This is a genomic window from Microbacterium sp. PMB16 (genome assembly GCF_051294855.1).
GTDB lineage: Bacteria > Actinomycetota > Actinomycetes > Actinomycetales > Microbacteriaceae > Microbacterium.
The window spans coordinates 2,657,157-2,679,200 of the sequence record NZ_CP145908.1; the positions used below are offsets into that span (position 1 = coordinate 2,657,157).

The window sequence follows — 22,044 nt, forward strand, 5'->3', positions numbered from 1 at the left end:
TCCACACAACCTTTTCTCTGAGCAAGGAGCACATCAGTGGCACTGATCGAGGCTGTAGGCGCACGCGAGATTCTCGACTCGCGCGGAAACCCGACCGTCGAGGTGGAGGTGCTCCTCGACGATGGCATCGTCCAGCGGGCCGCCGTCCCCTCCGGTGCATCCACCGGTGCCTTCGAGGCGTACGAACTGCGTGACGGCGACAAGAGCCGTTACGGCGGCAAGGGCGTGCTCAAGGCCGTCGATGCGATCATCGACGAGCTCGGACCGGCTCTCGAAGGCGTCGAAGCCAGCGAGCAGCGCATCGTCGACGAGATCCTCAACGAGGTCGACGGCACCGAGAACAAGAAGCGCGTCGGCGCCAACGCGATCCTCGGCGTGAGCCTCGCGGTCGCCAAGGCCGCAGCCGACTCGGCAGACCTGCCGCTGTTCCGCTACCTCGGCGGCCCGAACGCGCACGTGCTGCCCGTTCCGCTGTTCAACGTCATCAACGGTGGCGAGCACGCCGACAACGGCATCGACATGCAGGAGTTCTTCCTCGCGCCGATCGGCGCCGAGACGTACTCCGAGGCGCTCCGCTGGGGCGTCGAGACATACCACGTGCTGCGTGCCGAGCTGAAGGCCGCCGGCTACGCGACGGGCCTCGGCGACGAGGGCGGCTTCGCCCCCGACCTGCCCAGCAACCGCGAGGGTCTCGACTTCCTGGTGAAGGCGATCGAGAAGGCCGGCTTCACGCCGGGTACCGACATCGCTCTGGGCCTCGACGTCGCTGCGACCGAGTTCTTCAAGGACGGCGTCTACCGCCTCGACAACAAGGACTGGGACGCGGCAGCGCTGACCGAGTACTACGTCGGCCTGGTCAACGACTTCCCGATCGTCACGATCGAAGACGCCCTCGCCGAGGATGACTGGGACAACTGGAAGCACCTCACCGACGTTCTGGGCTCCAAGGTCCAGCTGGTCGGCGACGACCTCTTCGTCACGAACCCCGAGCGTCTGGCCGAGGGCATCAAGCGCGGCGTCGCGAACTCGCTGCTGGTGAAGGTCAACCAGATCGGCACGCTCACCGAGACGTTCGACGCGGTCAGCCTGGCGCAGCGTTCGGGCTACACGGCGATGCTCTCGCACCGCTCCGGCGAGACCGAGGACACCACGATCGCCGACCTGGCCGTCGCGACCAACGCGGGTCAGATCAAGGCGGGTGCGCCTGCTCGCAGCGAGCGCGTCGCGAAGTACAATCAGCTTCTGCGCATCGAGGAAGAGCTGGGCGATGCCGCGGTGTTCGCCGGTCGTTCGGCCTTCCCGCGCTCGCAGGCCTGAGTGCAGCTGAGTTAGACGAGACCGCCGGCAAGACGGCGGAACGAAGGAGGAGCCGTGGTACGACGACCGGCTCCTCCTTCGGCGTCTCAGCCGACACCCGCGGCACAGCCCAGGTCGGCGAAGAAGAAGCGCGCCGCGGCGAAGACGGCAGCCGCGTCCGGCGCGATCGCGCCTCGGAACGCCGCGCGGGGGACCACGCCTCGTGTCGACGTGAGGGAATGGGCCGCCGGCATCCGCCTGTCCGCCTTCTCCGTCATCATGCTGTCACTCGTGGTGCTGGGCGCCTGGGTGCTGGTGCCGACCCTCGGCACCTTCATCGACCAGCGGCAGAAGATCGCCGCGCTCGAGGCGTCGGTGAAGGTGAGCGAGGGGGAGATCGCCGACCTCATCGCGGAGCGCGAGCGCTGGAGCGACCCCGCCTACATCACCACGCAGGCGCGAGAGCGGCTGTACTACGTCAAGCCGGGCGAGGTCGTGTACCTGATCGACAACGACCTCGACCCCTCTCAGCTCCCGCGAGAACAGACCCCTGTCAGCGACACGCTCGAGGAGAAGCCCGCCGACTGGATGCCGCAGCTGCTGCGCACCCTCGTCTCGTCCGGCCTGAGCGACACCGCGGCGATCGTTCCCTGAGCCTTCGCTCCGAGCATCCTCCCTGGCGGCTCCCCTACGCTGGTGGGGTGACCACGCCGCCGTTTCCTGCCCCCACGCCCGCCGAGCTCGCCGTCGTATCGGCCCAGCTCGGTCGCCCTGCGCGCGGGGTGGTCGGCATCGCGGCACGATGCGCGTGCGGCAACCCGACGGTCGTCGCGACGACGCCGCGGCTGCCCGACGGCACGCCGTTCCCGACCTTCTACTACCTGACGCACCCGGCGGCGACGGCGGCGATGTCGACGCTCGAGGCGACTCAGGTGATGCCGGAGCTCGCCGCACTCCTCGGTGGCGACGACGCGGTCGCGGCGGCATACCTCGCGGCCCACCAGGCGTACCTGTCGGATCGCGGCCAGTTCGGCGACGTGCCCGAGATCGACGGCATCTCCGCCGGCGGGATGCCGACGCGCGTGAAGTGCCTGCATGCCCTCGCCGGCCACGCTCTCGCCGCGGGTCCGGGCGTGAACCCCATCGGTGATGCCGCCCTCGAACGCTCTTCCTGGTCTCCCGCCGTGTGCCGGTGCGAGGCTCCGGGAGCCGCGATGCGCGCAGAGGCGACATCCACGGCATGAGTTCTCCTCGGACGCTGCGCGGCGTCGTCGCCCTCGTGGTGGTGGCGGTGTCCGTGCTGCTCACCGGAGCCACGGCGACTCCTCCGCCGATCCCCGACGACCCGGCCGACCCGGTGCGCGCATCGGAGTACTGGCTCGACGGCGCGCGGATCCGCGAGGCATGGCAGACGACCCGGGGGAAGGGCGTCACGATCGCGGTGATCGACACCGGCATCGGCAAGGTGCCGGAGACATTCGGGGATGCCGTCGTCGGCGGCACCGACGTCTCGGGCACCGGCACGCCTGACGGGCGCACGCCGCTCGGAGCGGTCGACGGCAACCACGGATCCTGGGTGGCGTCGCTCGCCGCGGGTCGCGGTGCGGCCGACGGCACCGGGATGATCGGAGTGGCCCCCGAGGCGAACCTCCTCTCGATCTCGGTGGGCTTCGGCGCAGCGGCAGCCGTGCCGTTCACGGAGCAGGTCGCGAAGGGCATGCACTGGGCCGTCGACAACGGCGCAGACGTCATCAACCTCTCGTTCACGACCAACACACTCGACTGGGACGAGAGCTGGGACGACGCGTTCCTCTATGCCTTCGAGCACGACGTCGTCGTGGTCGTCGCGGCCGGGAACCGGGGGAGCGGGACGAGCATCATCGGCGCTCCGGCGACGATCCCTGGCGTGCTGACCGTGGGCGGCGTGGACCAGACCGGAACAGCGAGCGTCGAGGCGTCGACGCAGGGGATCACGATCGGCATCTCGGCTCCCAGCGAAGGGCTCCTCGGAGTCTCCGCCGACGGCAAGGTCGTCCCGTGGCGCGGCACGAGTGGCGCGGCTCCGATCGTGTCGGGCATTGCCGCGCTGATCAGGGCAGCGCACCCCGACATCAAGGCGATCGACGTGATCAATCGCATCATCAAGACCGCCATCCCGGTCGAGGGCGCGAAGAAGCCGCAGGATCCGCTCTACGGATACGGACTCGTGGATGCCGCCGCGGCGATCTCCGCCGACATCGCGCCCGTGGAGAAGAATCCGATGGGAGATCTCGCCGAATGGGTGCACTACTACCGGCGCGCGGAGACCGCACCCCAGCCCGAGCAGACGGTGGCGCCGATCGAGGTGCCGCCGCTGCCCGCTGCCGACGCGCCCACCGAAGCGGGTTCACCGCTGCTTCCCAGCGCTGAATCGCTGCGCTACGGTACCCTGCCGCTCGTAGCTCTCACAGTCCCTGGTATCCTGGTAGCGCTTGGCGTCACCGCAGCTGCCCGGCGCATCCGATCGGCGCGCGTTTCTCGTACGCCACGTCCCTGACTCCAAGGAGTTTTCCCCTGTGCCTCAGAACAGCACTGTGCCCAAGATTCTGATCGTCGGTGGAGGCTACGCGGGTTTCTACAGCGCGTGGAAGCTCGAGAAGCACCTGCGCAAGGGCGAGGCCGATGTCACCATGGTCGACCCGCTGCCGTACATGACGTACCAGCCGTTCCTCCCGGAGGTCGCTGCGGGCTCCATCGAGGCGCGTCACTCCGTCGTCGCGCACCGTCGACACCTCAAGCGCACGAACGTGCTCACCGCCAAGGTGACCAACATCAACCACGCGCAGAAGACCGCCACGATCACGCCGCCGATGGGCGAGCCGTACGAGTTCGAGTACGACCAGATCGTCGTGACCGCGGGCGCCGTCTCGCGCACCTTCCCGATCCCCGGCATCGCCGACAACGCGATCGGCCTCAAGACCATCGAAGAGGCCGTCGCGATCCGTGACCGCGTCATGTCGAACTTCGACAAGGCGGCGTCTCTGCCTGCCGGCCCCGCGCGCGACCGTCTGCTGACAGTCGTCGTCGTCGGTGGCGGTTTCGCCGGCATCGAGGTGTTCGCCGAGCTGCGCTCGCTGGCATCCTCGCTGGTGTCGAAGTACCCGCAGCTGCGCTTCGAAGACACGCACTTCCACCTCATCGAGGCAATGGGCCGCATCATGCCCGAGGTCTCGCTGAAGACCAGCGAGTGGGTGCTCAAGGATCTCGCGAAGCGCGGTGCCAACGTGCACCTCGACACGCAGCTCACCAGCGCGGTCGACGGCAACGTCGAGCTCTCGACCGGCGAGGTCATCCCGACCGACCTGATCGTGTGGACCGCCGGTGTCATGGCGAACCCGACCGTCGTGCGCGGCGGCGACCTGCCCGTCGAGGAGCGCGGTCGTATCCAGACCCGCGCCGACCTGCGCGTCGGTACCCCCGAGGCCTTCGTCGAAGGCGCCTGGGCTGCCGGTGACGTCTCCGCGGTTCCCGACCTCTCCGGCGGCGGTGTCGGCGGCTTCTGCGTGCCGAACGCCCAGCACGCCGTCCGCCAGGCGAAGCTGCTCGCGAAGAACATCGTGGCCGTGCTCCGCGGCGAGAACCCGAAGGAGTACTTCCACAAGAACCTGGGCGCCGTGGCCGGTCTCGGTCTGTACAACGGCGTCTTCCAGTCCGGCAAGATCGCTCTCAAGGGCTTCGTCGCGTGGGTCGCTCACCGCGGCTACCACGGTCTCGCGATGCCGACGTGGGAGCGCAAGTTCCGCGTGGTCTGGGGCTGGTGGAACAACCTGTGGCTCGGCCGCGACCTCGTGAACCTCGAGACGGTGCAGAACCCGCGCTACGTCTTCGAGGAGTTCGCGGCTCGCCCGCGTGCGGCTGCTCCGGCTGCCGCTGCTGCTCCGGCCGCTGCTGCCGCTCCGGCCGTGCCCGGCTCTCCGTCATCGGATGCTGCCACGACCACCGCCGCTGTCGTGGACAATGCGTCGGCGGAGAAGGCGGCACCCGCGGCGAAGAAGGCTCCGGCCAAGAAGGCCGCGGCTGCGAAGGCTCCTGCCGCGAAGCGCACTCCCGCGAAGAAGCCGGTGACGGATGAGAACGTCGCCGAGGAACTCGCGGAGAAGGTTTCCGCCAAGTAGTCCCTCGGTTTCGCACGTCCGAACGGCCCTCCCCATCCGGGAGGGCCGTTCGTTTCTCCCTGGCCGATCGTCGCCGTGGAGGTGGCGCATAGCTCCGCTCGATAGTGTCGAAGACGCAAGGGGAGTACTCCCGTCTGCGGCGGTGTCGTCAATACGGACATGAAATCGTGTCCCGGCCCGTCGGCCCGCGAGGGCGGAGGAGACCTTGGCACCCGCTGTGCGGGCTGCCCTGTGACCCCTGCCGTCGTCCGACGTCGTGGAATCGCGGTAGCCAGCGCGCTCCACGAAAGGGACCCCCATGGGTAAGCTCTCCCGCCTGATCGGCATGGCGACCGACGCGATCGAGAAGAACGGCAATTCCTCGCGCGGTGGACAGCACACGAACGACTCCCGATCGACGGACTGGGGTGGCATGCTTCGCGGGGCCGTCGACGCCGTTCGCGGGCCCGCTGATCCGGCGGCACCGGCTGGTCGCCAGCAGGCCGAAGGGCGGTCATCTGCTCCGGCATCCGCCGATCCGTACGCGCCGCCGCCCGCAGCCGCCGGCGGGGCCGCGCCGCGTGTCCGCTCGACACCCGGCGCGGGTCGGACCCGCGCCGGAAGCGACGCGGATCGCACTGCAATCGCCCGCTACGACTACCTGCTCCAGACGGCGGAGCCCGCGCAGGTCGAGCAGATCCACCGCGACGCGTTCGCGCGACTGACTCCGCATCAGCGGTCGCTCGTCGAGGAGCGCATGCGCCACGAGCTCGCGCCGGGAGAGCGGCCGCGCTCGTCGTCTCCCGATGACCTCGGCCGTGCGGCCGGGCGTGCGGAGGCCATGCGTCCCGGCCGGATGCGGGGGCTGCTCTCCCGCGTGCGCGGGGCAGGCGCCGGCGGAGCAGGAGGTGCAGCGGTCATGGCAGGAGGGGCCGCGCTCGGTGTGCTCGGCGCGGTGGCCGGCGGAGCGGTGCTCAGTACCGTCGCCGCTCCGCTTCTGGAGCAGGCTGCCGGACTCGGCGTCGACTTCACTGCGTTGGCCGAGGGCGTCGATCTCGAGTCGCTCGCCTCGGGGGTCGATGTCGAAGGGCTGACGGGCGGTGCGGAGGACATACTCGGTTCCGCCGGAGAGGCCGTATCAGGACTCGGTGAGAATGCCACCGGGTGGGGCGAGAAGCTCGGCGACCTCGGTCTGCCGGGGATCGGCGACCTCTTCGGACGGTGACCGATGACCCTTGCGACCGCCGATCACGGCTTCACCGGACTCACCGGCTTCGCGGCGGATGTCCTCACCTCGCTCGGCGATATCGGCGTCGGCGTGCTGGTGTTCATCGAGGTGCTGGTTCCGCCGATCCCGAGCGAGGTGATCCTCCCGTTCGCGGGCTACCTCAGCCAGAGCGGCGACCTCCATCTCGGATGGCTCATCTTCTGGAGCACCCTGGCATCGTTGACCGGCGCACTGCTGCTCTACGGTCTGGGAGCAGCGATAGGCATGGACCGCGCCGTCCGCCTCCTCGCCGCGACCAAGCTGGTGAGCCGGTCCGACCTGGAGCGAGGCGCTGAGTGGTTCGCGCGCAGCGGGGCATGGACGGTGCTGGTCGGGCGGATGGTCCCCGGTGTCCGCAGCCTCATCTCGATCCCGGCCGGCGCTGCGCGGATGAACCTCGTGCGATTCAGCATCTACACACTCGTCGGCAGCGGGGCATGGAACGCCCTGCTCATCGGCGTCGGCGCCGCTCTCGGGACTCAGCATGAGCGGCTCGAGCAGTATCTCGGCTATATCGACTACGTGGTGTACGCGGCCATCGTGATCGCGGTCGCGGTCCTCGTGATGCGGCGAGTCCGCGAGGCGAGGGCGCTTCGCCCGCGCGAAGACTGACGGGCCCCGGCTGCGACGGTGCCCCCGCTGGGACTCGAACCCAGACTGAAGCGATTTTAAGTCGCCTGCCTCTGCCATTGGGCTACGGGGGCCTCACGCTCAGCCTAGCGAGGCCTGACTCTTGCGACGGAGTACCGCAGGGGGTGAACCGGAGTACGTCGAAGCCATAGGGTGGGGGAGTGCTCGACCTCACCGATGAAATGAGCCCCCTCGAGGGTGCCCCCGCGGTTGCCCCCGAGTGGCAGGATCCCGGTCGCTACTGGCCACGCCTCTCTGCGGCGACAGGGCACCTCTCCGCGCCCGTCGCCGTGATCGATCGGGAGGCCCTGCGCTACAACGCGATGGATCTCCTGGTCCGGTCCGGCGGCCTTCCGATCCGCGTCGCTTCGAAGTCGGTGCGCGTGCGGGCGGTGCTCGACGCAGTGCTGAAGCTCCCGGGCTTCCGCGGCATCCTCGCCTTCACGCTGCCCGAAGCCCTGTGGCTCGCCGAGGAGCACGATGACATCGTGCTCGCCTATCCGACCGTCGATCGGGCGAGCCTCGAGCAGCTGTTCGCCGACGAGCAGGCGGCGCAGCGGATCACGCTCATGGTCGACGATCTCGCGCATCTCGATCTGATCGACAGTGTCGCCGCACCGGGAGCGCGTCCCGAGATCCGCGTCGCGATCGATGTCGACGCCTCCTGGAAGTCGTCGGTCCTCGGACACATCGGCGTGCGACGCTCCGCGCTGTTCACCGCCGGCGAGGTCGCCGCCTTCGCCAGGAAGGTCGTCGCCCGCCCGGGATTCCGGCTCGTGGGACTCCAGATGTACGACGCGCAGATCGCCGGGCAGGGCGACGACGCCGGCCCGGACGCCCCAGTGATCCGCCTCGTCCAAGCCCGATCCCGCAATGAACTGCGTGAGCGGAGGGCCGCGATCGTCGAGGCCGTCTCGGCAGTCGCTCCGATGGAGTTCCTCAACGGCGGCGGTACCGGATCGCTCGAGTTCACCGGCAGCGACGAGTCGCTCACCGAGGCGAGTGCCGGGAGCGGGCTCCTCGGCGGGCACCTCTTCGACGGGTATCGGTCGTTCCAGCCCGCCCCGGCATCCGCCTTCGCCTTCGACGTGGTGCGGCGCCCCGCTGCCGACATCGCGACGGTGCTCGGCGGCGGCTGGATCGCGTCCGGCCCCGCGGTCGCCTCGCGTCAGCCGAAGCCGGTGTGGCCCGAAGGCCTGCACACTCTCTCCCGCGAAGCCGCGGGCGAGGTGCAGACCCCGCTGCAGGGCCCGGCCGCCAGGCGCCTGGGTGTCGGAGACCGCGTCTGGTTCCGGCACGCCAAGAGCGGTGAACCGGCCGAGCGCATCGAGCGTTACCATCTGGTCTCCGGCGACGAGGTCATCGACGAGCTTCCCACCTACCGCGGTGAGGGAAAGGCGTTCCTGTGACGAGAATCGGCGGCACCTGGCAGAACTGGGGGCGCACGGCTCAGGTGCGTCCCGTGCGTGTGGAGCGCCCGCGCAGCCCAGAGGGCGTGCAGCGGGCTGTCGTCGCTGCCGTGAACCACGGCCTCACCGTGAAGGCTGTCGGCGCAGGGCACAGCTTCACCGGCATCGCGGTCGCGCCCGGCGTTCTGCTGGAACTCGATGACATGCAGGGGCTGGTCTCGGCGGATGCCGCCAGCGGGCGGGTCACGCTCCTCGCCGGCACCCGGCTGCACCGCATCCCCGCGCTCCTGGCCCCCTTCGGGCTCGCGATGCAGAACCTCGGCGACATCGATCGCCAGTCGATCTCGGGCGCCATCTCGACCGGCACGCACGGCACGGGCGGCGGATTCTGCGGCCTGGCCGCCCAGGTGGTCGGCATCATGATGGTCACGGCGGCGGGCGAGTTCCTCCGTATCGACGAGGAGCAGAACAGCGAGCTGCTCCCGGCGGCCGCGCTTGGTCTCGGCGCACTGGGCATCATCGTCGAGGTCACGCTGCAATGCGTGCCCTCCTTCGTGATGCACGCGATCGACGAACCGGTTCCGCTGGACGACGTGCTCGCGACGATCGACGATCGCGTCGCGGCATCCGATCACTTCGAGTTCTACTGGTTTCCGCACACCGACGTCGCGCTCACGAAACGGCAGGCGCGCCTGCCCGAATCCGCTGTGCGCAAGCCGCTCCCCGCGGTGGGGAAGTGGGTCGACGAGACGCTGCTCTCCAACGGGGTGTATCGGGCCGTGTGCGCGGCGGGCCGCGTGCTCCCCGTGATCACGCCGCCGTTCAGCAGGCTCGCGGTGAAGCTCACCGGAGACCGCGAGTACACCGATCTGTCGCATCGTGTGCTCACGCAGAGCCGCACCGTCCGGTTCCGCGAGATGGAGTACGCACTCCCCGCAGAGAACGTGGTGCCGGCCTTCGAAGCGGTGCGCGCCCTCATCACGCAGCGCGGGTGGCGGATCGAGTTCCCGGTCGAGGTGCGTTTCGCAGCGGAGGACGATCGCTGGCTGTCCACTGCCCATGGCCGTGCGAGCGCCTACATCGCGGTGCACCGCTACTGGCGCGTCGACCCGACGGAGTATTTCGCCGCCATCGAGCCGATCATGCTCGAGCACGGTGGGCGGCCGCACTGGGGCAAGCTCCACACCCTGTCCGCAGAGACCCTGCGGGAGCGCTATCCGCGCTTCGACGACTTCATCGCGGTCCGTGATCGACTCGATCCGGAGCGCCGCTTCGGGAATCGCTATCTCGAACGCGTCCTCGGCGACTGATCAGGATCGACGGCGCGTGCGTCGTCCCCAGTGCACGTGCAGACTGCGCGTCTAGGATGAGAGAAACCGAGGAAGGGTGGGCCTCTGATGGAATGGCTCGTGCCAGTACTGATCGTCGTCGGAGTGATCCTGCTCGTCGGCATCTATCTCTGGGCCACGTACAACTCGCTGGTGCAGTTGAACGTTCGCGTCGACGAGGCGTGGAGCGGCATCACGGTGCAGCTCAAGCGGCGAGCCGACCTCATTCCGAACCTCATCGAGACGGTGAAGGGGTATGCCTCTCACGAGAAGGCCGTCTTCGAGAACGTGACTCGTGCGCGTGCGGAGACCCTGTCGGCCGGTGGCCCGGGTGAAGCCGGTATCGCCGAGGGGCACCTCCAGCAGGCGCTGCGCAGCCTGTTCGCGGTCGCCGAGGCGTATCCGCAGCTGCAGGCGAGCCAGAACTTCCTCCAGGTGCAGCAGGCGCTGGTCGACACGGAAGACAAGATCCAGGCCGCGAGGCGCTTCTACAACGGCGGAGTGCGGGAGCTGAACACCAAGATCAAGGTGTTCCCGAACAACCTCTTCGCCAAGGGTCTCGGCTTCACCGAGCGGGAGTTCTTCGAGGTCGCCGACAGCGGTGCGATCTCCGAGCCGCCGCGCGTCCAGTTCTGACACGCCGCCGCTTCGCGGCCATGCTCACCAGGGGGTGAGCACCAGGTCGGCGGCGGTGAACGAGACGTCGCCCCGGATGCTCCACGACTCGGTTCGATAGGTCGCCGTCCGAGCGGCGCCGTCCTGACCGGTGCCGGTCACGGTAGCGACCAGCACTCCGTCGGCGGCGGAGAACTCGGTCGCCGTGAGCGTGATCGCGGGCGCTTGCTCGATGCGATAGCGGATCTCGCTGACCGATCGGAACTCCGTGCCCCAGGGGATGCGGATACCGCAACCGGCCGCGGGTTCGCCGGCGGGCTTCATGCAGTCCTCGAGATGATCGTCGAGCTGCTTCTGCGCAGCATCCGTCGCCGTGTCGCGGAGCGCGACCTCGACCGCGAGATCGGTCTTCGTGCCGGGGAGCACGACGAGCGCGCTCTCGCCTTCGAGAAGCTCGGCGGGAGTTGCGGCGACGGCGTACTCGGCGGGGAGCAGCGGCACTGCCTCGCCCACGGGCAGTCGCGTGTCGCCGATGCCGACGAAGCTTCCGACGGTGGTCGTCGCCGTCATCGCGCCGAGCGCGGCAGCATCCACTCTCCACCGGCCGTCGACGATCGACAGCGGGATCTGCGCGGTTTGCTCCTCTCCTGCGAGGCGGAACGCGATGTCGGCCGTCGCGGTGCCGTCTTCGCTCTCGGCGACGGCTTCGACCTGCCCGGCTTCCATCCATCCCGTCGCGTCGGCGAAGGCCGCCAACGCGGTCTCCGACACCTCGATTCCGGTCGCCTCGACCGCTTCAGGACTTCCGGACTCCAGAGCACGTACGTACGACGACGCCGCTTCTTCGGCCGTCGGGACGCGGGTTGTCGCCTGCCAGATCCACACGCCGGCCACGGCGGCGACGATCAGACCGGCCATCCCGCCGACCGCCCACCATCGGCGCCGGGTCATGGCGTGCTCTCGCGGGTGTGCACGTGCCGTCGCACAACGGAACCCGCAGTGGTCGACAACGCACCGTGGATCGCAGCGGTCGCATCGCCCCAGCCCGAGACCGAGATGTGCTCGAGGCCCTGCCATGTGGCGGCGAGGGCGAGCTCGGCCGCGATCCGCTCGGCGTCCTCGACACGCGCCTGCGGCTCCCACCACGCGGACTGCACCTGCAGGGTCGACGTGGCACGGTCGGCCTTGAGGTCGACCCTGGCGACGATGCGGTCGCCGACGAGCACGGGCAGCGAGTAGTAGCCGAACCGTCGCTTCTCGGCGGGAACGTAGATCTCGATGCGGTAGTCGAGCTCGAAGGCACGGAGCGCACGATCGCGGAACCAGACGACCGGGTCGAAGGGCGTCAGCACCGCAGCCGCATCGATTCTGCGGGGGAGCACCGCATCACGATGCCGCCACGCCGGCAGCGGGCGCCCGGCGCGGTCCCAACCGCGCACACGGACGGGTTCGAGTTCGCCGGCGTCGACGAGATCGGCGATCGACTGCGAGATCTGCGCGCGATCGCGGATGCGGTAGTAGTCGGCGAGGTCGGACTGCGTCGCGACACCGCTCGAGCGGGCGGCACGCCGGGTCAGTTCGCGGATCGCATCTGCTCGCGAGATCTCCTGCGAACGGATGCTGTCGGGGATGACGTGCTCCGCGAGCGCGTACGTGCGCTCGAAGCCGCGACGACCGCTCACCGCGACATCTCCCGTGCGCCAGAGGTGCTCCAGCGCGAGCTTGACCTCGTCCCAGTCCCACCAGGTTCCGCGCTCGCGGGGCGCGTCCTCGCGGAGATCGGCCGGGCGCAGCGGACCGCGCACGCGCAATTCGTCCTGCACCCACTGCACGGTGCGCGCATTGCTGCTCATCCACGAGTCCTCGCCCTCCCATCGACGTCGGAAGGCGTCCATGCGGAACCGCCACAGGGGCCAGTCCTCGATCGGGATGAACGTCGCCTCGTGGGCGATGTACTCCACGTAGTCGGTCGCGCGGGCGAGGAACACCCGGTCGAGGAGGGCCGGCTCGTATATGCCGAGCCGCGAGAACAGCGGCAGATAGTGCGAACGCGCGAAGACGTTGACCGAGTCGATCTGGAGTACGCCGAGCCGGTCCATCACCCTGTGCAGGTGGCGCCGCGATACCGACGTCGGGCGTGCGCGGCTGAATCCCTGAGCGCCCAGAGCGATGCGTCGAGCCTGGGCGGAGCTGAGGGTGTCTGTCACGTCGTCAGCGTATCGCCGGCGTCGGACATCACGTCATGAGCCCGCCTGCGGCCACCGTAGACTTGGGCGATGAGCGAGGATCAGCGACCCCGGCTGCGAGATCTGTTCCGTCCGCGCCCGGTCTCCATCGACCGGATCGTGACGACCGACGCCGACGAGGCAGTGCCACCGAGACTGCGGATCACCGCGGCGTACGCCTGGCGTCTGCTGCTGATCGCGGCGGCGATCGGGGTGTTCATCTGGCTGGTCATGCTGCTGAAGCTGCTGGTCATCCCGCTCATGGTCGCGATCCTCATCACCGCCCTGCTGTGGCCGGCGTTCGAATGGATGCTGCGGCATCGGTTCCCGCGCTGGGCCGCGATCGCTGTCTCCCTCCTGGGCACCACCGCCATCGTCGCAGGTCTCGTCTGGCTCGTCGTCTGGCAGGTGCGGCTCGAGCTCCCCGCGGTTCAGGCGAGCACCACTGAGGCGCTCGACAACTTCCAGGTCTGGCTGCACGAAGGACCTCTGCAGCTGTCCGACAAGCAGATCGCCGACTACATCGATCAGGGCTTCGCGATGATCGAGGAGCAGACGCAGGCGCTGCTCTCGGGTGCGCTGGCGATCGGCACCACGCTGGGCCACGTGCTCACCGGGGCACTGCTGGCGCTGTTCAGCCTCATCTGCCTGCTCGCCGACGGCGGCGGGATCTGGCGCTGGACGGTCAAGCTGTTCCCGCGCAACGCGCGTCCTGCTGTCGACGGCGCCGCTCGCAACGGCTGGCGAACGATCGTCAACTACGCGCGGACGCAGCTCTTCGTCGCGACCATCGACGCGGTCGGCATCGGCCTCGGCGCGTTCCTCCTGCAGGTGCCGCTCGCCCTGCCCGTCGCCGTGCTGGTCTTCCTCGGATCTTTCATCCCGATCGTCGGTGCGGTCGCAACCGGCGCGGTCGCCGTGTTCCTCGCCCTCGTCTACAACGGGCCGCTGATCGCGCTGTTCATGCTGCTCGTCGTGCTCGCGGTCCAGCAGATCGAGGGGCACATCCTGCAGCCGATCATGATGGGCTCGGCCGTGAAGGTGCACCCGCTGGCCGTCGTGCTCGTCGTCGCCGGCGGGGCGATGATCGCCGGCATCCCCGGGGCCCTCTTCGCCGTGCCCCTGGCCGCATTCGTCAACGTCGCCGCGGTCACCCTGAGTTCGGGGTCGTGGCGCACCGGCGCCGCCCCGCGTGGCGACCTGATCTGGAGCACTGTGCCCCGCGAGGCACGACGGAGGAATCGATGAGCGAAGTCCCCAGCCTGACCGAGTTCGAACGTGCGGCTCAGAGTCTGGCTGAGGTGATCTCGCATACGCCGACCCTTCCCTCACGAGCGCTCTCCGACGCGCTCGGATCCCCGGTGCTGCTCAAGATGGAGAATCTGCAGCGCACCGGATCGTTCAAGATCCGCGGTGCGGCGTATCGCCTCTCGCGGCTGAGCGCCGAAGAGCGCTCGCGCGGCGTGGTGGCAGCGTCCGCCGGCAACCACGCGCAGGGCGTCGCACTCGCCGCGCAGGCGCTCGGCATCACCGCAACCATCTTCATGCCGCTGGGTGTGCCGGTGCCGAAGCTGCTGGCCACACGCGGCTACGGCGCCGAGGTGGTGCTGGAGGGCGAGACCGTGGCCACCTCGCTGCGCCTCGCGGCAGAGTTCTCCGAGCGCACCGGCGCGGTGCTGATCCACCCCTTCGATCATCGCGATGTCGTGATCGGGCAGGGGACCCTCGGCCTGGAGCTGCTCGACGACGCTCCGGAGGTCGACACCATCGTGCTCGGGATCGGCGGGGGCGGCCTCATCGCGGGCGTCGCCGCCGCGGTCAAGGCGCGCGCGGCCCAGCTCGGCCGCACCGTCCGGGTCATCGGAGTCCAGGCCGAGAACGCGGCCGCGATGCCGCCGTCGCTCGCGGCCGGCGAGCCCGTCGACATCGTCACCCGTCCGACCATCGCCGACGGCATCCTGGTCGCGCGCCCCGGTGCGATCCCGTTCGAGATCATCAAGGACCTCGTCGACGAGGTCGTCACGGTGTCGGACGACGACCTCGCCCGCGCGATCCTCATCCTCCTGGAGCAGGCCAAGGTGGTCGTCGAGCCGGCGGGCGCCGCAGGGGTCGCGGCGATCCTCGCGGGAAAGGTGTCGGCGACGGGCACCACGATGGCGGTGCTGTCCGGCGGCAACATCGACCCGCTGCTGCTGCAGCGCGTGGTGTCGCACGGACTCGCGGCATCCGGCCGTTACCTCACGATCCGCGTGCCGCTGCCCGACCGCCCGGGCCAGCTCGCCCGGGTGTCGGAGCTCATCGCCGCAGCGGGAGCGAACGTCATCGAGGCGATGCACACGCGGCACGGCCACGGGTTGCAGATCAGCGACGTGATCCTCGAGCTCAGTGTGGAGACGCGTGGCCCCGAGCACTCGGAGCACACGCTCGATACCCTGCGCGACGCGGGCTTCGCCCCGATCATCGTTCCCGACTGAGCGTCTGACGATCCCGCGCCTGCGCTGCGCGCACGAGAACGCCCCGGCATCCACAGGACACCGGGGCGTTAGACGTGTGCGGAGCGTCAGCCCGTGTAGGTCTGCACGTCGACGATCTCAACGGCGATCGAGCGGCCGTTCGGCGCCTCGTACGACGACTTCTCGCCGACCTTGAGGCCGAGGATCGCCTGGCCCAGCGGGCTCGCCTCGCTGTAGACGTCGTGGTCGCTGCCTGCCGCGATCTCGCGGCTGCCGAGAAGGAAGACCTCTTCGCCGCCGGCGACGACTGCGGTCACAACTGTTCCTGGCTCGACGATGCCGCGGCTGGCCGGAGCCTCGCCGACCTTCGCGGTCTTCAGGAGACCCTCGAGGGTGCGGATGCGGGCTTCCTGCTTGCCCTGCTCATCCTTGGCAGCATGGTAGCCGCCGTTCTCCTTGAGGTCGCCCTCTTCGCGGGCCGCCTCGATGCGCTTGGCGATCTCATCGCGGCCGGTCGTGGACAGGTGCTCCAGCTCGGCGACGAGCCGGTCATACGCTTCCTGCGTGAGGAAGGGAACCTGAGCGTCGGTGGACATGACGAAGCTCCTTCTTTCGGGATCTTGCCGGCGTCCTGCCGGGGATATGCCAAGACGCCCCGGCACGGTGCCAGGGCGTCGTCTGTCTGCGATGAGTCTAAGCGACCCAGCAGGTGTTCACCAAACCTGTGGTGGCCTCTGAGACGGTCGGGACAGAGGCCGACAGGGCCTGTGCATGACTCTCTCCGGCCGGAATCTCCATGACCTTCCAGCCGACCACGCCGAACTCCTCGTCGAGCGCCTCGATGATGCAGACGACGTCCTTGCCCGCCACTCCGGTGATCTGGAATCGCACGTCGACCGTGTGCTCGTCGACGAGGTCGAAGCCGAGATCGTCGGCATCCACCGAGTTCATCGACTGGTCGACGATCATCCATCCGAAGATGCCGACCACGAGCAGCGCCGCCGCTCCGCCGACGATCCAGGGCAACCGGCGCCGTCGGGTGCGGCCGTAGCGGTCGTCGAGCTCTTGTGCGGTCGTCACTGGGGGTCTTCCGGTCGTTAGGCTGGTGGTACCAGGTTATGCGACCTGCGTACGAAAGGCCGATTCATGCTCGTTCTGTCCGAGACCCCGATGCCGACGCCCTCGATGACGGTGAATCCGGACACGGTGAGTCCCGGCTTCGTGGGCTTCGCGGCCGTCGTCGTCCTGGTGATCGTCGTCATCCTCCTGATCTGGGACATGAACCGTCGCATCCGTCGGGTGCGGTACCGCGAAGAGGTGCGCGACGAGCTCGACGCCGAGGAGGCCGCACGCGCCGCTGACGAGGCGACCGAGACCGACGCGGATCTGCCGGTCACCCGCGAGGGCGACGACGACCCTCGCGCCACCTGAGCGCAGGTCAGGCGCCCAGCGAGGGCACCAGCGGGTCGAGCGTGATCAGCAGGCATGCGGTCCAGTGGCAGAGGAAGGCCAAGACCGTGCAGACGTGGAAGATCTCGTGGAATCCGAAGCGTCCCGGCCACGGGTTGGGCTTCTTCATCGCGTAGACGATCGCGCCCCCCGTGTACAGCAGGCCCCCGACGATGACGAGGACCATCATGGTCACGTTCGCCGCGAGCAGGTCGGCCATGAACATCACGGCCGCCCACCCCATCAGCAGGTACAGCGCGACATAGAGCCAGCGCGGTGCGTGGATCCAGAAGACGCGGAACAGGATCCCGACCACGGTCCCGCCCCACACCAGTGCGAGCAGCAGACTGCCCTTCGCCGGCGGAAGCGCCAGGACGGCGAGAGGCGTGTACGTGCCCGCGATCAGCAGGAAGATGTTGGCGTGGTCGATCCGCTTCAGGAGCAGTTTGACCGGCGGGCTCCAGTCGATGCGGTGATAGAGCGCGGAGTTGCCGAAGAGCAGCAGGGAACTGGCCATGAAGACGGCCGCCGCCCACTTCGCTGCTCCGCCCTGCGCGACGATGATGAGCACCACCCCGACGACGATCGCGACGGGGAAAATTCCCGCGTGGATCCACCCGCGCCAGGTCGGCTTGATGTCGACCGCGGCATCGTCCGCAGCTTCGTCGAGAAGCGGCAGCTGGGGGAGATCGGGGGTCGACGGCTCGGGAGTGCTCACCTGCTCACTCTAAGCGGCCGCCCATGCCGCGCACTGCACATATCCTCAGCATCCGCACCGCTCCCGTGGCGCCGAGCACGGTAGCGTAAAGAGGTGATTTCCCGCGACAGCCAGGGGCGAGGGCCGCTCTACCGGCTCTACACCAGCCGGCTGCGACGCCACCTCGATCCGGCCTCCGTTCCGCACCACGTCGCCATGATGATCGACGGCAATCGCCGGTGGGCCAGACAGCTGGGCTACACCACGCCGGCGGAGGGGCACCGCGCCGGTGCGGCGAAGATGCGCGAGTTCCTCGGCTGGTGCGACGAGCTCGGTGTCGGCGTCGTGTCGCTCTACCTGCTCTCCAGCGACAACCTGCTCAAACGCGACTCCGCCGAGCTCGCCGATCTGATCGAGATCATCGCGGAGCTCGCCGAGGCGCTTTCCCGCGAAGGCAACTGGCGCGTGCAGCACGTCGGACGAGCGGACATCCTGCCGCCGGAGCTCGCCCGGGTCCTCGCCGATGCCGAGAAGCGCACGAAGGATCACACCGGACTCCACGTCAACCTCGCCGTCGGCTACGGCGGACGCCACGAGATCGTCGACGCGGTGCGGAGCATCATCACGAAGCACGAGGCGTCCGGTGGCACCATGGAAGACCTCGCGGCGCACCTCACGCCGGAGATGATCGGCGAGCACCTCTACACCGGGGGCCAGCCCGATCCGGATCTCGTGATCCGCACGAGCGGCGAGCAGCGATTGAGCGATTTCCTGCTGTGGCAGAGCGCGCACAGCGAGTTCTACTTCGTCGAGGCGCTCGGGCCGGACCTCCGCCAGGTCGACTTCCTGCGTGCCATCCGCGACTTCGCCGACCGCGATCGCCGCTTCGGCCGGTGACTGCGCGTGCCACAATGACGCGGTGAGCAATTTCGAGGACTACGTCGGCACATTCGACAACGAATCCGGATACCTGAACTGGGCAGCGTTCGGTCCGCTGTCGCCCTCGGTGCGGGAGGAGATCTTCGCCGACGCCGATCTGCTGGGGAGCGGGCGGCCGTCGTCGCTCTCGCTGGTCGCCGAGCGCATCGGCCAGGCACAGGAGCTCATCGCCGAACTCCTCGGTGGCGATTCGGAAGACGTCACCCTGCAGCCGTCGTCGACACAGGGGCTGATGCACGCCCTCTATGGTCTGACCGGCACCGTGATCGCCAGCACGGCGGAGTTCCCCAGCGTGAGCCTCACCCTCGAGCGGGCATCGGCGGCCTCCGACCGTGCGCTGTCGCCTCGCTGGATCACGCCCCCGGACGCACGGGTGACGACGGATGCCGTCGCCGAGGCCCTCGACGACGACGTCACCGCGCTTGCCGTCAGCCACGTGGACTTCCGCACCGGGTACCGCACCGACCTCGCAGCCCTGCGCGAACTCATCGGCCCGGACCGGCTGCTCATCGTCGACGCCGTGCAGTCGTTCGGCATCGTGGACGTGGACTACACGGCGGCCGATGTCGTCGTCGGACACGGGTACAAGTGGCTGCGCGCCGGCCGCGGCAGCGGCTTCGCCTGGTTCTCGCCCAGGGCCAGGGAGCGGATCGTGCCCGTGCTCTCCGGGATCACCGGCTCCACGGCCACGGGACTCGTCGTCGACGAGCTGCCCCCGCCGGCAGCATCCGCCCGTGCCTTCACGGTGAGCTCGCCCGACACGCTGGCGGCCGGACGACTCGCCATCGGTGTGCGCGACGTGCGCGACGCCGGGGTCGCGGCCATCGAAGAGCGGATCGCCGAGCACGTCGACACGATGATCGAGATCGCCGACCGCCACGGCATCCCCGTGAGCTCACCGCGGGCCCGCGGGGAGCGCGCAGGCATCGTCGTGCTGGCACCGGAAGAGCCCGGCCGCCTGGCGGCCGCCCTCGCCAACGCGGGGCTCGTGGTCACGGCACGCGGCGCCTCGGTGCGCGTCGCCGCGCATGCCGGGACGGATGCTGCGACCTTCCAGCTCCTCGACGATGAGCTTGCCGCCTTCGGAAACGAGACGTTCACCAGCGCTTAACAATCGTTGGCGTGTCGACGCAGGGTTAAGCCCCCGCGCGGTCGTACGTTCTAGGCATCGGGCAAGGAGCCCGGTCGGGTCGGCCTCAGGTTCGCGACTCGTGACCCCCTGGTCGACTCGTTCGAATAGCCGGGATTTCCCGGGTCGGGAGTGGGTCGTGACCACACGTACAGCGCAGCAGTCCACCAGCACCGCGCAGCAGTCCACCCGTAAGACCACGAGGCGTGCATCGTCCGCCGAGCCGGATCAGGATCTGCGCACCTATGTGCTCGACACCTCGGTGCTGCTGAGCGATCCGCAGGCGTTCTTCCGCTTCGCGGAGCACTCCGTCGTCCTCCCGGTCGTCGTGATCACCGAGCTCGAGGGCAAGCGCCACGACCCGGAGATCGGCTACTTCGCACGGCAGGCTCTGCGCCACCTGGATGACCTGCGCGTCGAGCACGGTCGTCTCGACTTCCCGGTCGAGGTCGGCGAAGGCGGCACGCTGCGCGTCGAGCTCGCGAACACTGACCCTTCTGTTCTGCCGGCGGGCATCCGTCTGAGCGACAACGACACCCGCATCCTCTCGATCGCGATGCATCTGGCGCAGGACGGCCAGGACGTGACGATCGTGTCGAAGGATCTTCCGATGCGCGTCAAGGCTGCGTCTCTCGGCATCCGGGCCGAGGAGTACCTCGCCGAGCAGGCCATCGACTCCGGGTGGACCGGCATCGCCACCCTCGACCTCTCGGGCGACGACATCAGCGATCTGTACGAGAGCGAAGTCGGGATCAGCGAGAACGCACGTGGGCTGCCGATCAACACCGGACTCATCATCCACTCCGAACGCGGATCCGCCCTCGGGCGGGTCACCGGCGACGGCGAGTACCGGTTGGTGCGCGGCGACCGCGACATCTTCGGGATGCACGGTCGTTCCGCGGAGCAGCGCATCGCGATCGATCTGCTGCTCGACCAGGAGGTCGGCATCGTGTCGCTCGGCGGCCGCGCCGGTACCGGCAAGTCGGCGCTCGCGCTGTGCGCCGGGCTCGAGGCGGTGCTGGAGCGGCAGCAGCAGAAGAAGATCATCGTCTTCCGCCCGCTGTTCGCCGTCGGCGGGCAGGAACTCGGATACCTCCCCGGCGACCAGGGCGAGAAGATGGGGCCGTGGGGTCAGGCGGTGTTCGACACTCTCGGCTCGGTCGTCTCAGGCAATGTCGTCGAAGAAGTCATCGAGCGCGGACTCCTCGAGGTGCTGCCGCTCACGCACATCCGCGGTCGCTCGCTGCACGACGCGTTCGTGATCGTCGACGAAGCCCAGTCGCTGGAGCGCAACGTGCTCTTGACGGTGCTCAGCCGGATGGGTCAGAACTCCCGGGTGATCCTCACGCACGACGTCGGACAGCGCGACAACCTCCGGGTCGGACGCCACGACGGCATCGCCAGCGTGATCGAGAGCCTGAAGGACCACGACCTGTTCGGACACGTGACGCTGATGCGCTCCGAGCGCTCGGCCATCGCGGCCCTCGTCACCGAGCTCCTGGAGGGCGGCGAGCTCAGCTGACGGGCGCTGTCCCGATCTGCTCACCCCGTCCCGATGCGCTCATCGGTCCGGACCGACGGTGAGCGGATCGGGACAGGTTGCGCGGATCGGGACAGGTTGCGCGCTCAGGCGCGGTCGCGCAGACGGATGAGGGCTGCGAGCACGGCCGCCTGGACGGTCGGCCAGTCGTGCACGACCTGTGCGTAGTCGAAGCGCAGGCTCTCGTAACCCAGGGCGGATGCTGCGGCATCACGCGTGAGGTCCTTGTGCCGCATCGACGCCCCATCGTGATTCTCCTTGCCGTCCACCTCGAGGATGAGGCGCTCTTCGATCACGAAATCCACACGGCCGACGCCGAGGATGTTCACCTGGCGGTCGAGGCGGAGGCCGAGCAGGTGCAGTCGCAGGCGGAGCAGGGATTCGAGCCCGCTGTCGGCATCCGCACGGGCGAGGTCGAGAAGCCAGCGCGCGGATGCCGGAACGAGCTGCCTGATGCGAAGTCGCGCTGCGGCCGACAGGAGGCGGAGGCGGAGGGCCGATTCATACGCGGCGAAGAAGGCTTCATCGCCCGCGCAGCGCAGGAAATGGACGAGCGCCACGTCGACGGCGACACTTCCGAGCGGTGGCCGACCCCGCGAGAAGTGGGATACGCAGGAACAACCATCGTGCGGACGCGCGCGCCGGTGAGCGCCGACCCACACATGGGGAACGATCGAGGGGGCGAGTACCCAGACCTTCAGCATCCTCAACACGCTTGCGCAGGTCAGTGCGCCGCCATGGGCGGTGGCGAGCCTCACCTGCGGGTCGATGGGACCGGAGGCGAAGACACCATCCCTGATCCGCTCGATGTCGCCCCGCGCGACAGCTCGAGAGAGTGAGCGCCTCGTGAAGCCCAACCGCTGCAACTCGGTACCTCGAGCGAGGCCGCCGAGTCTTCTGACGGTGTCCGTTACTGGGAGCATGTCTGGCAGGA

22 protein-coding genes, 1 tRNA gene and 1 pseudogene are annotated in these 22,044 nt (G+C 68.9%); 16 read left to right on the forward strand and 8 right to left on the reverse strand.

From position 1 onward, the window contains the following. Window positions 1–36: 36 nt before the first annotated feature. From eno to V5D55_RS12735, 7 genes are all read left to right on the forward strand, one after another. Window positions 37–1,317, forward strand: coding sequence for a phosphopyruvate hydratase (gene eno / locus V5D55_RS12705; protein WP_223626198.1), 1,281 nt, complete (start codon window positions 37–39; stop codon window positions 1,315–1,317). Between the two features lie 210 nt (window positions 1,318–1,527). Then, window positions 1,528–1,950, forward strand: coding sequence for an FtsB family cell division protein (locus V5D55_RS12710; protein ID WP_435743539.1), 423 nt, complete (start codon window positions 1,528–1,530; stop codon window positions 1,948–1,950). A 47-nt stretch (window positions 1,951–1,997) separates the two neighbouring features. Beyond that, window positions 1,998–2,540 carry a DUF501 domain-containing protein gene (locus tag V5D55_RS12715; RefSeq protein WP_435743541.1) on the forward strand — a complete coding sequence of 181 codons (543 nt, stop codon included), beginning with the start codon at window positions 1,998–2,000 and terminating at the stop codon, window positions 2,538–2,540. After that, window positions 2,537–3,832, forward strand: coding sequence for a S8 family peptidase (locus tag V5D55_RS12720; RefSeq protein ID WP_435743543.1), 1,296 nt, complete (start codon window positions 2,537–2,539; stop codon window positions 3,830–3,832). The genes V5D55_RS12715 and V5D55_RS12720 overlap by 4 nt, the downstream gene beginning before the upstream one ends. A gap of 37 nt (window positions 3,833–3,869) precedes the next feature. Continuing rightward, the gene (locus V5D55_RS12725; protein WP_435743545.1) at window positions 3,870–5,450 is read left to right on the forward strand and encodes an NAD(P)/FAD-dependent oxidoreductase; all 1,581 of its coding nucleotides are present in this window, start codon (window positions 3,870–3,872) and stop codon (window positions 5,448–5,450) included. Between the two features lie 298 nt (window positions 5,451–5,748). Continuing rightward, window positions 5,749–6,654: a cation-transporting ATPase gene (locus V5D55_RS12730; RefSeq protein ID WP_435743547.1), complete on the forward strand. Its 906-nt coding sequence runs from the start codon at window positions 5,749–5,751 to the stop codon at window positions 6,652–6,654. Window positions 6,655–6,657: 3 nt separating this feature from the next. Then, window positions 6,658–7,308 carry a DedA family protein gene (locus V5D55_RS12735; RefSeq protein WP_435743549.1) on the forward strand — a complete coding sequence of 217 codons (651 nt, stop codon included), beginning with the start codon at window positions 6,658–6,660 and terminating at the stop codon, window positions 7,306–7,308. Between the two features lie 19 nt (window positions 7,309–7,327). Here the strand turns inward: V5D55_RS12735 and V5D55_RS12740 are convergent. Next, window positions 7,328–7,400, reverse strand: a tRNA-Leu gene (locus V5D55_RS12740). 87 nt (window positions 7,401–7,487) lie between these two features. On the opposite strand from V5D55_RS12740, the gene V5D55_RS12745 reads away from it, so the two are divergent. The 3 genes from V5D55_RS12745 (at window position 7,488) to V5D55_RS12755 (ending at window position 10,699) form a co-directional block, all read left to right on the forward strand. Next, complete coding sequence (locus V5D55_RS12745) at window positions 7,488–8,735, forward strand: alanine racemase (RefSeq protein ID WP_435743551.1); 1,248 nt, start codon at window positions 7,488–7,490, stop codon at window positions 8,733–8,735. Further along, window positions 8,732–10,045: a D-arabinono-1,4-lactone oxidase gene (locus V5D55_RS12750; RefSeq protein WP_435743553.1), complete on the forward strand. Its 1,314-nt coding sequence runs from the start codon at window positions 8,732–8,734 to the stop codon at window positions 10,043–10,045. Before V5D55_RS12745 ends, V5D55_RS12750 begins: the two co-directional genes overlap by 4 nt. 87 nt (window positions 10,046–10,132) lie before the next feature. Continuing rightward, entirely contained in the window at window positions 10,133–10,699 is a 567-nt protein-coding gene (locus V5D55_RS12755; protein ID WP_435743555.1) for a LemA family protein, read from the forward strand. A gap of 24 nt (window positions 10,700–10,723) precedes the next feature. Here V5D55_RS12755 and V5D55_RS12760 read toward each other — a convergent pair whose 3' ends face one another. Then, window positions 10,724–11,629 carry a hypothetical protein gene (locus V5D55_RS12760; protein ID WP_435743557.1) on the reverse strand — a complete coding sequence of 302 codons (906 nt, stop codon included), beginning with the start codon at window positions 11,627–11,629 and terminating at the stop codon, window positions 10,724–10,726. Next, on the reverse strand, window positions 11,626–12,885 hold the full coding sequence (locus tag V5D55_RS12765) for a winged helix-turn-helix domain-containing protein (protein WP_435743559.1): 1,260 nt from the start codon (window positions 12,883–12,885) through the stop codon (window positions 11,626–11,628). The genes V5D55_RS12760 and V5D55_RS12765 overlap by 4 nt, the downstream gene beginning before the upstream one ends. Before the next feature lie 69 nt (window positions 12,886–12,954). On the opposite strand from V5D55_RS12765, the gene V5D55_RS12770 reads away from it, so the two are divergent. Together V5D55_RS12770 and ilvA are read left to right on the forward strand one after the other, a co-directional pair. Next, the gene (locus V5D55_RS12770; protein WP_435743561.1) at window positions 12,955–14,151 is read left to right on the forward strand and encodes an AI-2E family transporter; all 1,197 of its coding nucleotides are present in this window, start codon (window positions 12,955–12,957) and stop codon (window positions 14,149–14,151) included. Then, the gene (gene ilvA / locus V5D55_RS12775; protein ID WP_435743563.1) at window positions 14,148–15,377 is read left to right on the forward strand and encodes a threonine ammonia-lyase; all 1,230 of its coding nucleotides are present in this window, start codon (window positions 14,148–14,150) and stop codon (window positions 15,375–15,377) included. Before V5D55_RS12770 ends, ilvA begins: the two co-directional genes overlap by 4 nt. Before the next feature lie 86 nt (window positions 15,378–15,463). On the opposite strand, the gene greA is transcribed toward ilvA, so the two are convergent. Together greA and V5D55_RS12785 are read right to left on the reverse strand one after the other, a co-directional pair. Continuing rightward, window positions 15,464–15,952 (reverse strand): transcription elongation factor GreA, encoded by a 489-nt coding sequence (gene greA / locus V5D55_RS12780; RefSeq protein ID WP_435743565.1) that lies wholly within the window; start codon window positions 15,950–15,952, stop codon window positions 15,464–15,466. 97 nt (window positions 15,953–16,049) lie between these two features. Continuing rightward, entirely contained in the window at window positions 16,050–16,436 is a 387-nt protein-coding gene (locus tag V5D55_RS12785; RefSeq protein ID WP_435743567.1) for a DUF4307 domain-containing protein, read from the reverse strand. A gap of 66 nt (window positions 16,437–16,502) precedes the next feature. Here V5D55_RS12785 and V5D55_RS12790 point away from each other — a divergent pair, with 66 nt between their 5' ends. After that, window positions 16,503–16,787: a hypothetical protein gene (locus V5D55_RS12790; protein WP_435743569.1), complete on the forward strand. Its 285-nt coding sequence runs from the start codon at window positions 16,503–16,505 to the stop codon at window positions 16,785–16,787. Window positions 16,788–16,794: 7 nt separating this feature from the next. On the opposite strand, the gene trhA is transcribed toward V5D55_RS12790, so the two are convergent. Beyond that, on the reverse strand, window positions 16,795–17,523 hold the full coding sequence (gene trhA, locus V5D55_RS12795) for a PAQR family membrane homeostasis protein TrhA (RefSeq protein WP_435743571.1): 729 nt from the start codon (window positions 17,521–17,523) through the stop codon (window positions 16,795–16,797). Window positions 17,524–17,619: 96 nt separating this feature from the next. Between trhA and V5D55_RS12800 the strand changes: the two genes are divergently transcribed. The 3 genes from V5D55_RS12800 to V5D55_RS12810 all read left to right on the forward strand — a co-directional run bounded on the left by V5D55_RS12800 (window position 17,620) and on the right by V5D55_RS12810 (window position 21,092). Next, a complete protein-coding gene (locus V5D55_RS12800; RefSeq protein WP_435749298.1) occupies window positions 17,620–18,399 on the forward strand; it encodes an isoprenyl transferase in 780 nt (259 codons plus the stop codon). Between the two features lie 22 nt (window positions 18,400–18,421). Beyond that, entirely contained in the window at window positions 18,422–19,552 is a 1,131-nt protein-coding gene (locus V5D55_RS12805; protein ID WP_435743573.1) for an aminotransferase class V-fold PLP-dependent enzyme, read from the forward strand. Between the two features lie 157 nt (window positions 19,553–19,709). Next, a complete protein-coding gene (locus tag V5D55_RS12810) occupies window positions 19,710–21,092 on the forward strand; it encodes a PhoH family protein (RefSeq protein WP_435743575.1) in 1,383 nt (460 codons plus the stop codon). A 104-nt stretch (window positions 21,093–21,196) separates the two neighbouring features. Here V5D55_RS12810 and V5D55_RS12815 read toward each other — a convergent pair whose 3' ends face one another. Continuing rightward, window positions 21,197–21,670: a DUF559 domain-containing protein gene (locus V5D55_RS12815; protein WP_435749299.1), complete on the reverse strand. Its 474-nt coding sequence runs from the start codon at window positions 21,668–21,670 to the stop codon at window positions 21,197–21,199. Window positions 21,671–21,901: 231 nt separating this feature from the next. Further along, window positions 21,902–22,033: pseudogene (locus V5D55_RS12820) on the reverse strand (type IV toxin-antitoxin system AbiEi family antitoxin domain-containing protein); the annotation flags it as partial. Between the last annotated feature and the right edge of the window lie 11 nt (window positions 22,034–22,044).

Excerpts from the sequence above, each read along its gene's own strand:
- V5D55_RS12720 (WP_435743543.1), top strand. The coding sequence starts at position 2,537 with ATGAGTTCTCCTCGGACGCTGCGCGGCGTCGTCGCCCTCGTGGTGGTG.
- V5D55_RS12730 (WP_435743547.1), top strand. The coding sequence starts at position 5,749 with ATGGGTAAGCTCTCCCGCCTGATCGGCATGGCGACCGACGCGATCGAG.
- V5D55_RS12735 (WP_435743549.1), top strand. The coding sequence starts at position 6,658 with ATGACCCTTGCGACCGCCGATCACGGCTTCACCGGACTCACCGGCTTC.
- V5D55_RS12755 (WP_435743555.1), top strand. The coding sequence starts at position 10,133 with ATGGAATGGCTCGTGCCAGTACTGATCGTCGTCGGAGTGATCCTGCTC.
- V5D55_RS12760 (WP_435743557.1), bottom strand. The coding sequence starts at position 11,629 with ATGACCCGGCGCCGATGGTGGGCGGTCGGCGGGATGGCCGGTCTGATC.
- V5D55_RS12770 (WP_435743561.1), top strand. The coding sequence starts at position 12,955 with ATGAGCGAGGATCAGCGACCCCGGCTGCGAGATCTGTTCCGTCCGCGC.
- ilvA (WP_435743563.1), top strand. The coding sequence starts at position 14,148 with ATGAGCGAAGTCCCCAGCCTGACCGAGTTCGAACGTGCGGCTCAGAGT.
- greA (WP_435743565.1), bottom strand. The coding sequence starts at position 15,952 with ATGTCCACCGACGCTCAGGTTCCCTTCCTCACGCAGGAAGCGTATGAC.
- V5D55_RS12790 (WP_435743569.1), top strand. The coding sequence starts at position 16,503 with ATGCTCGTTCTGTCCGAGACCCCGATGCCGACGCCCTCGATGACGGTG.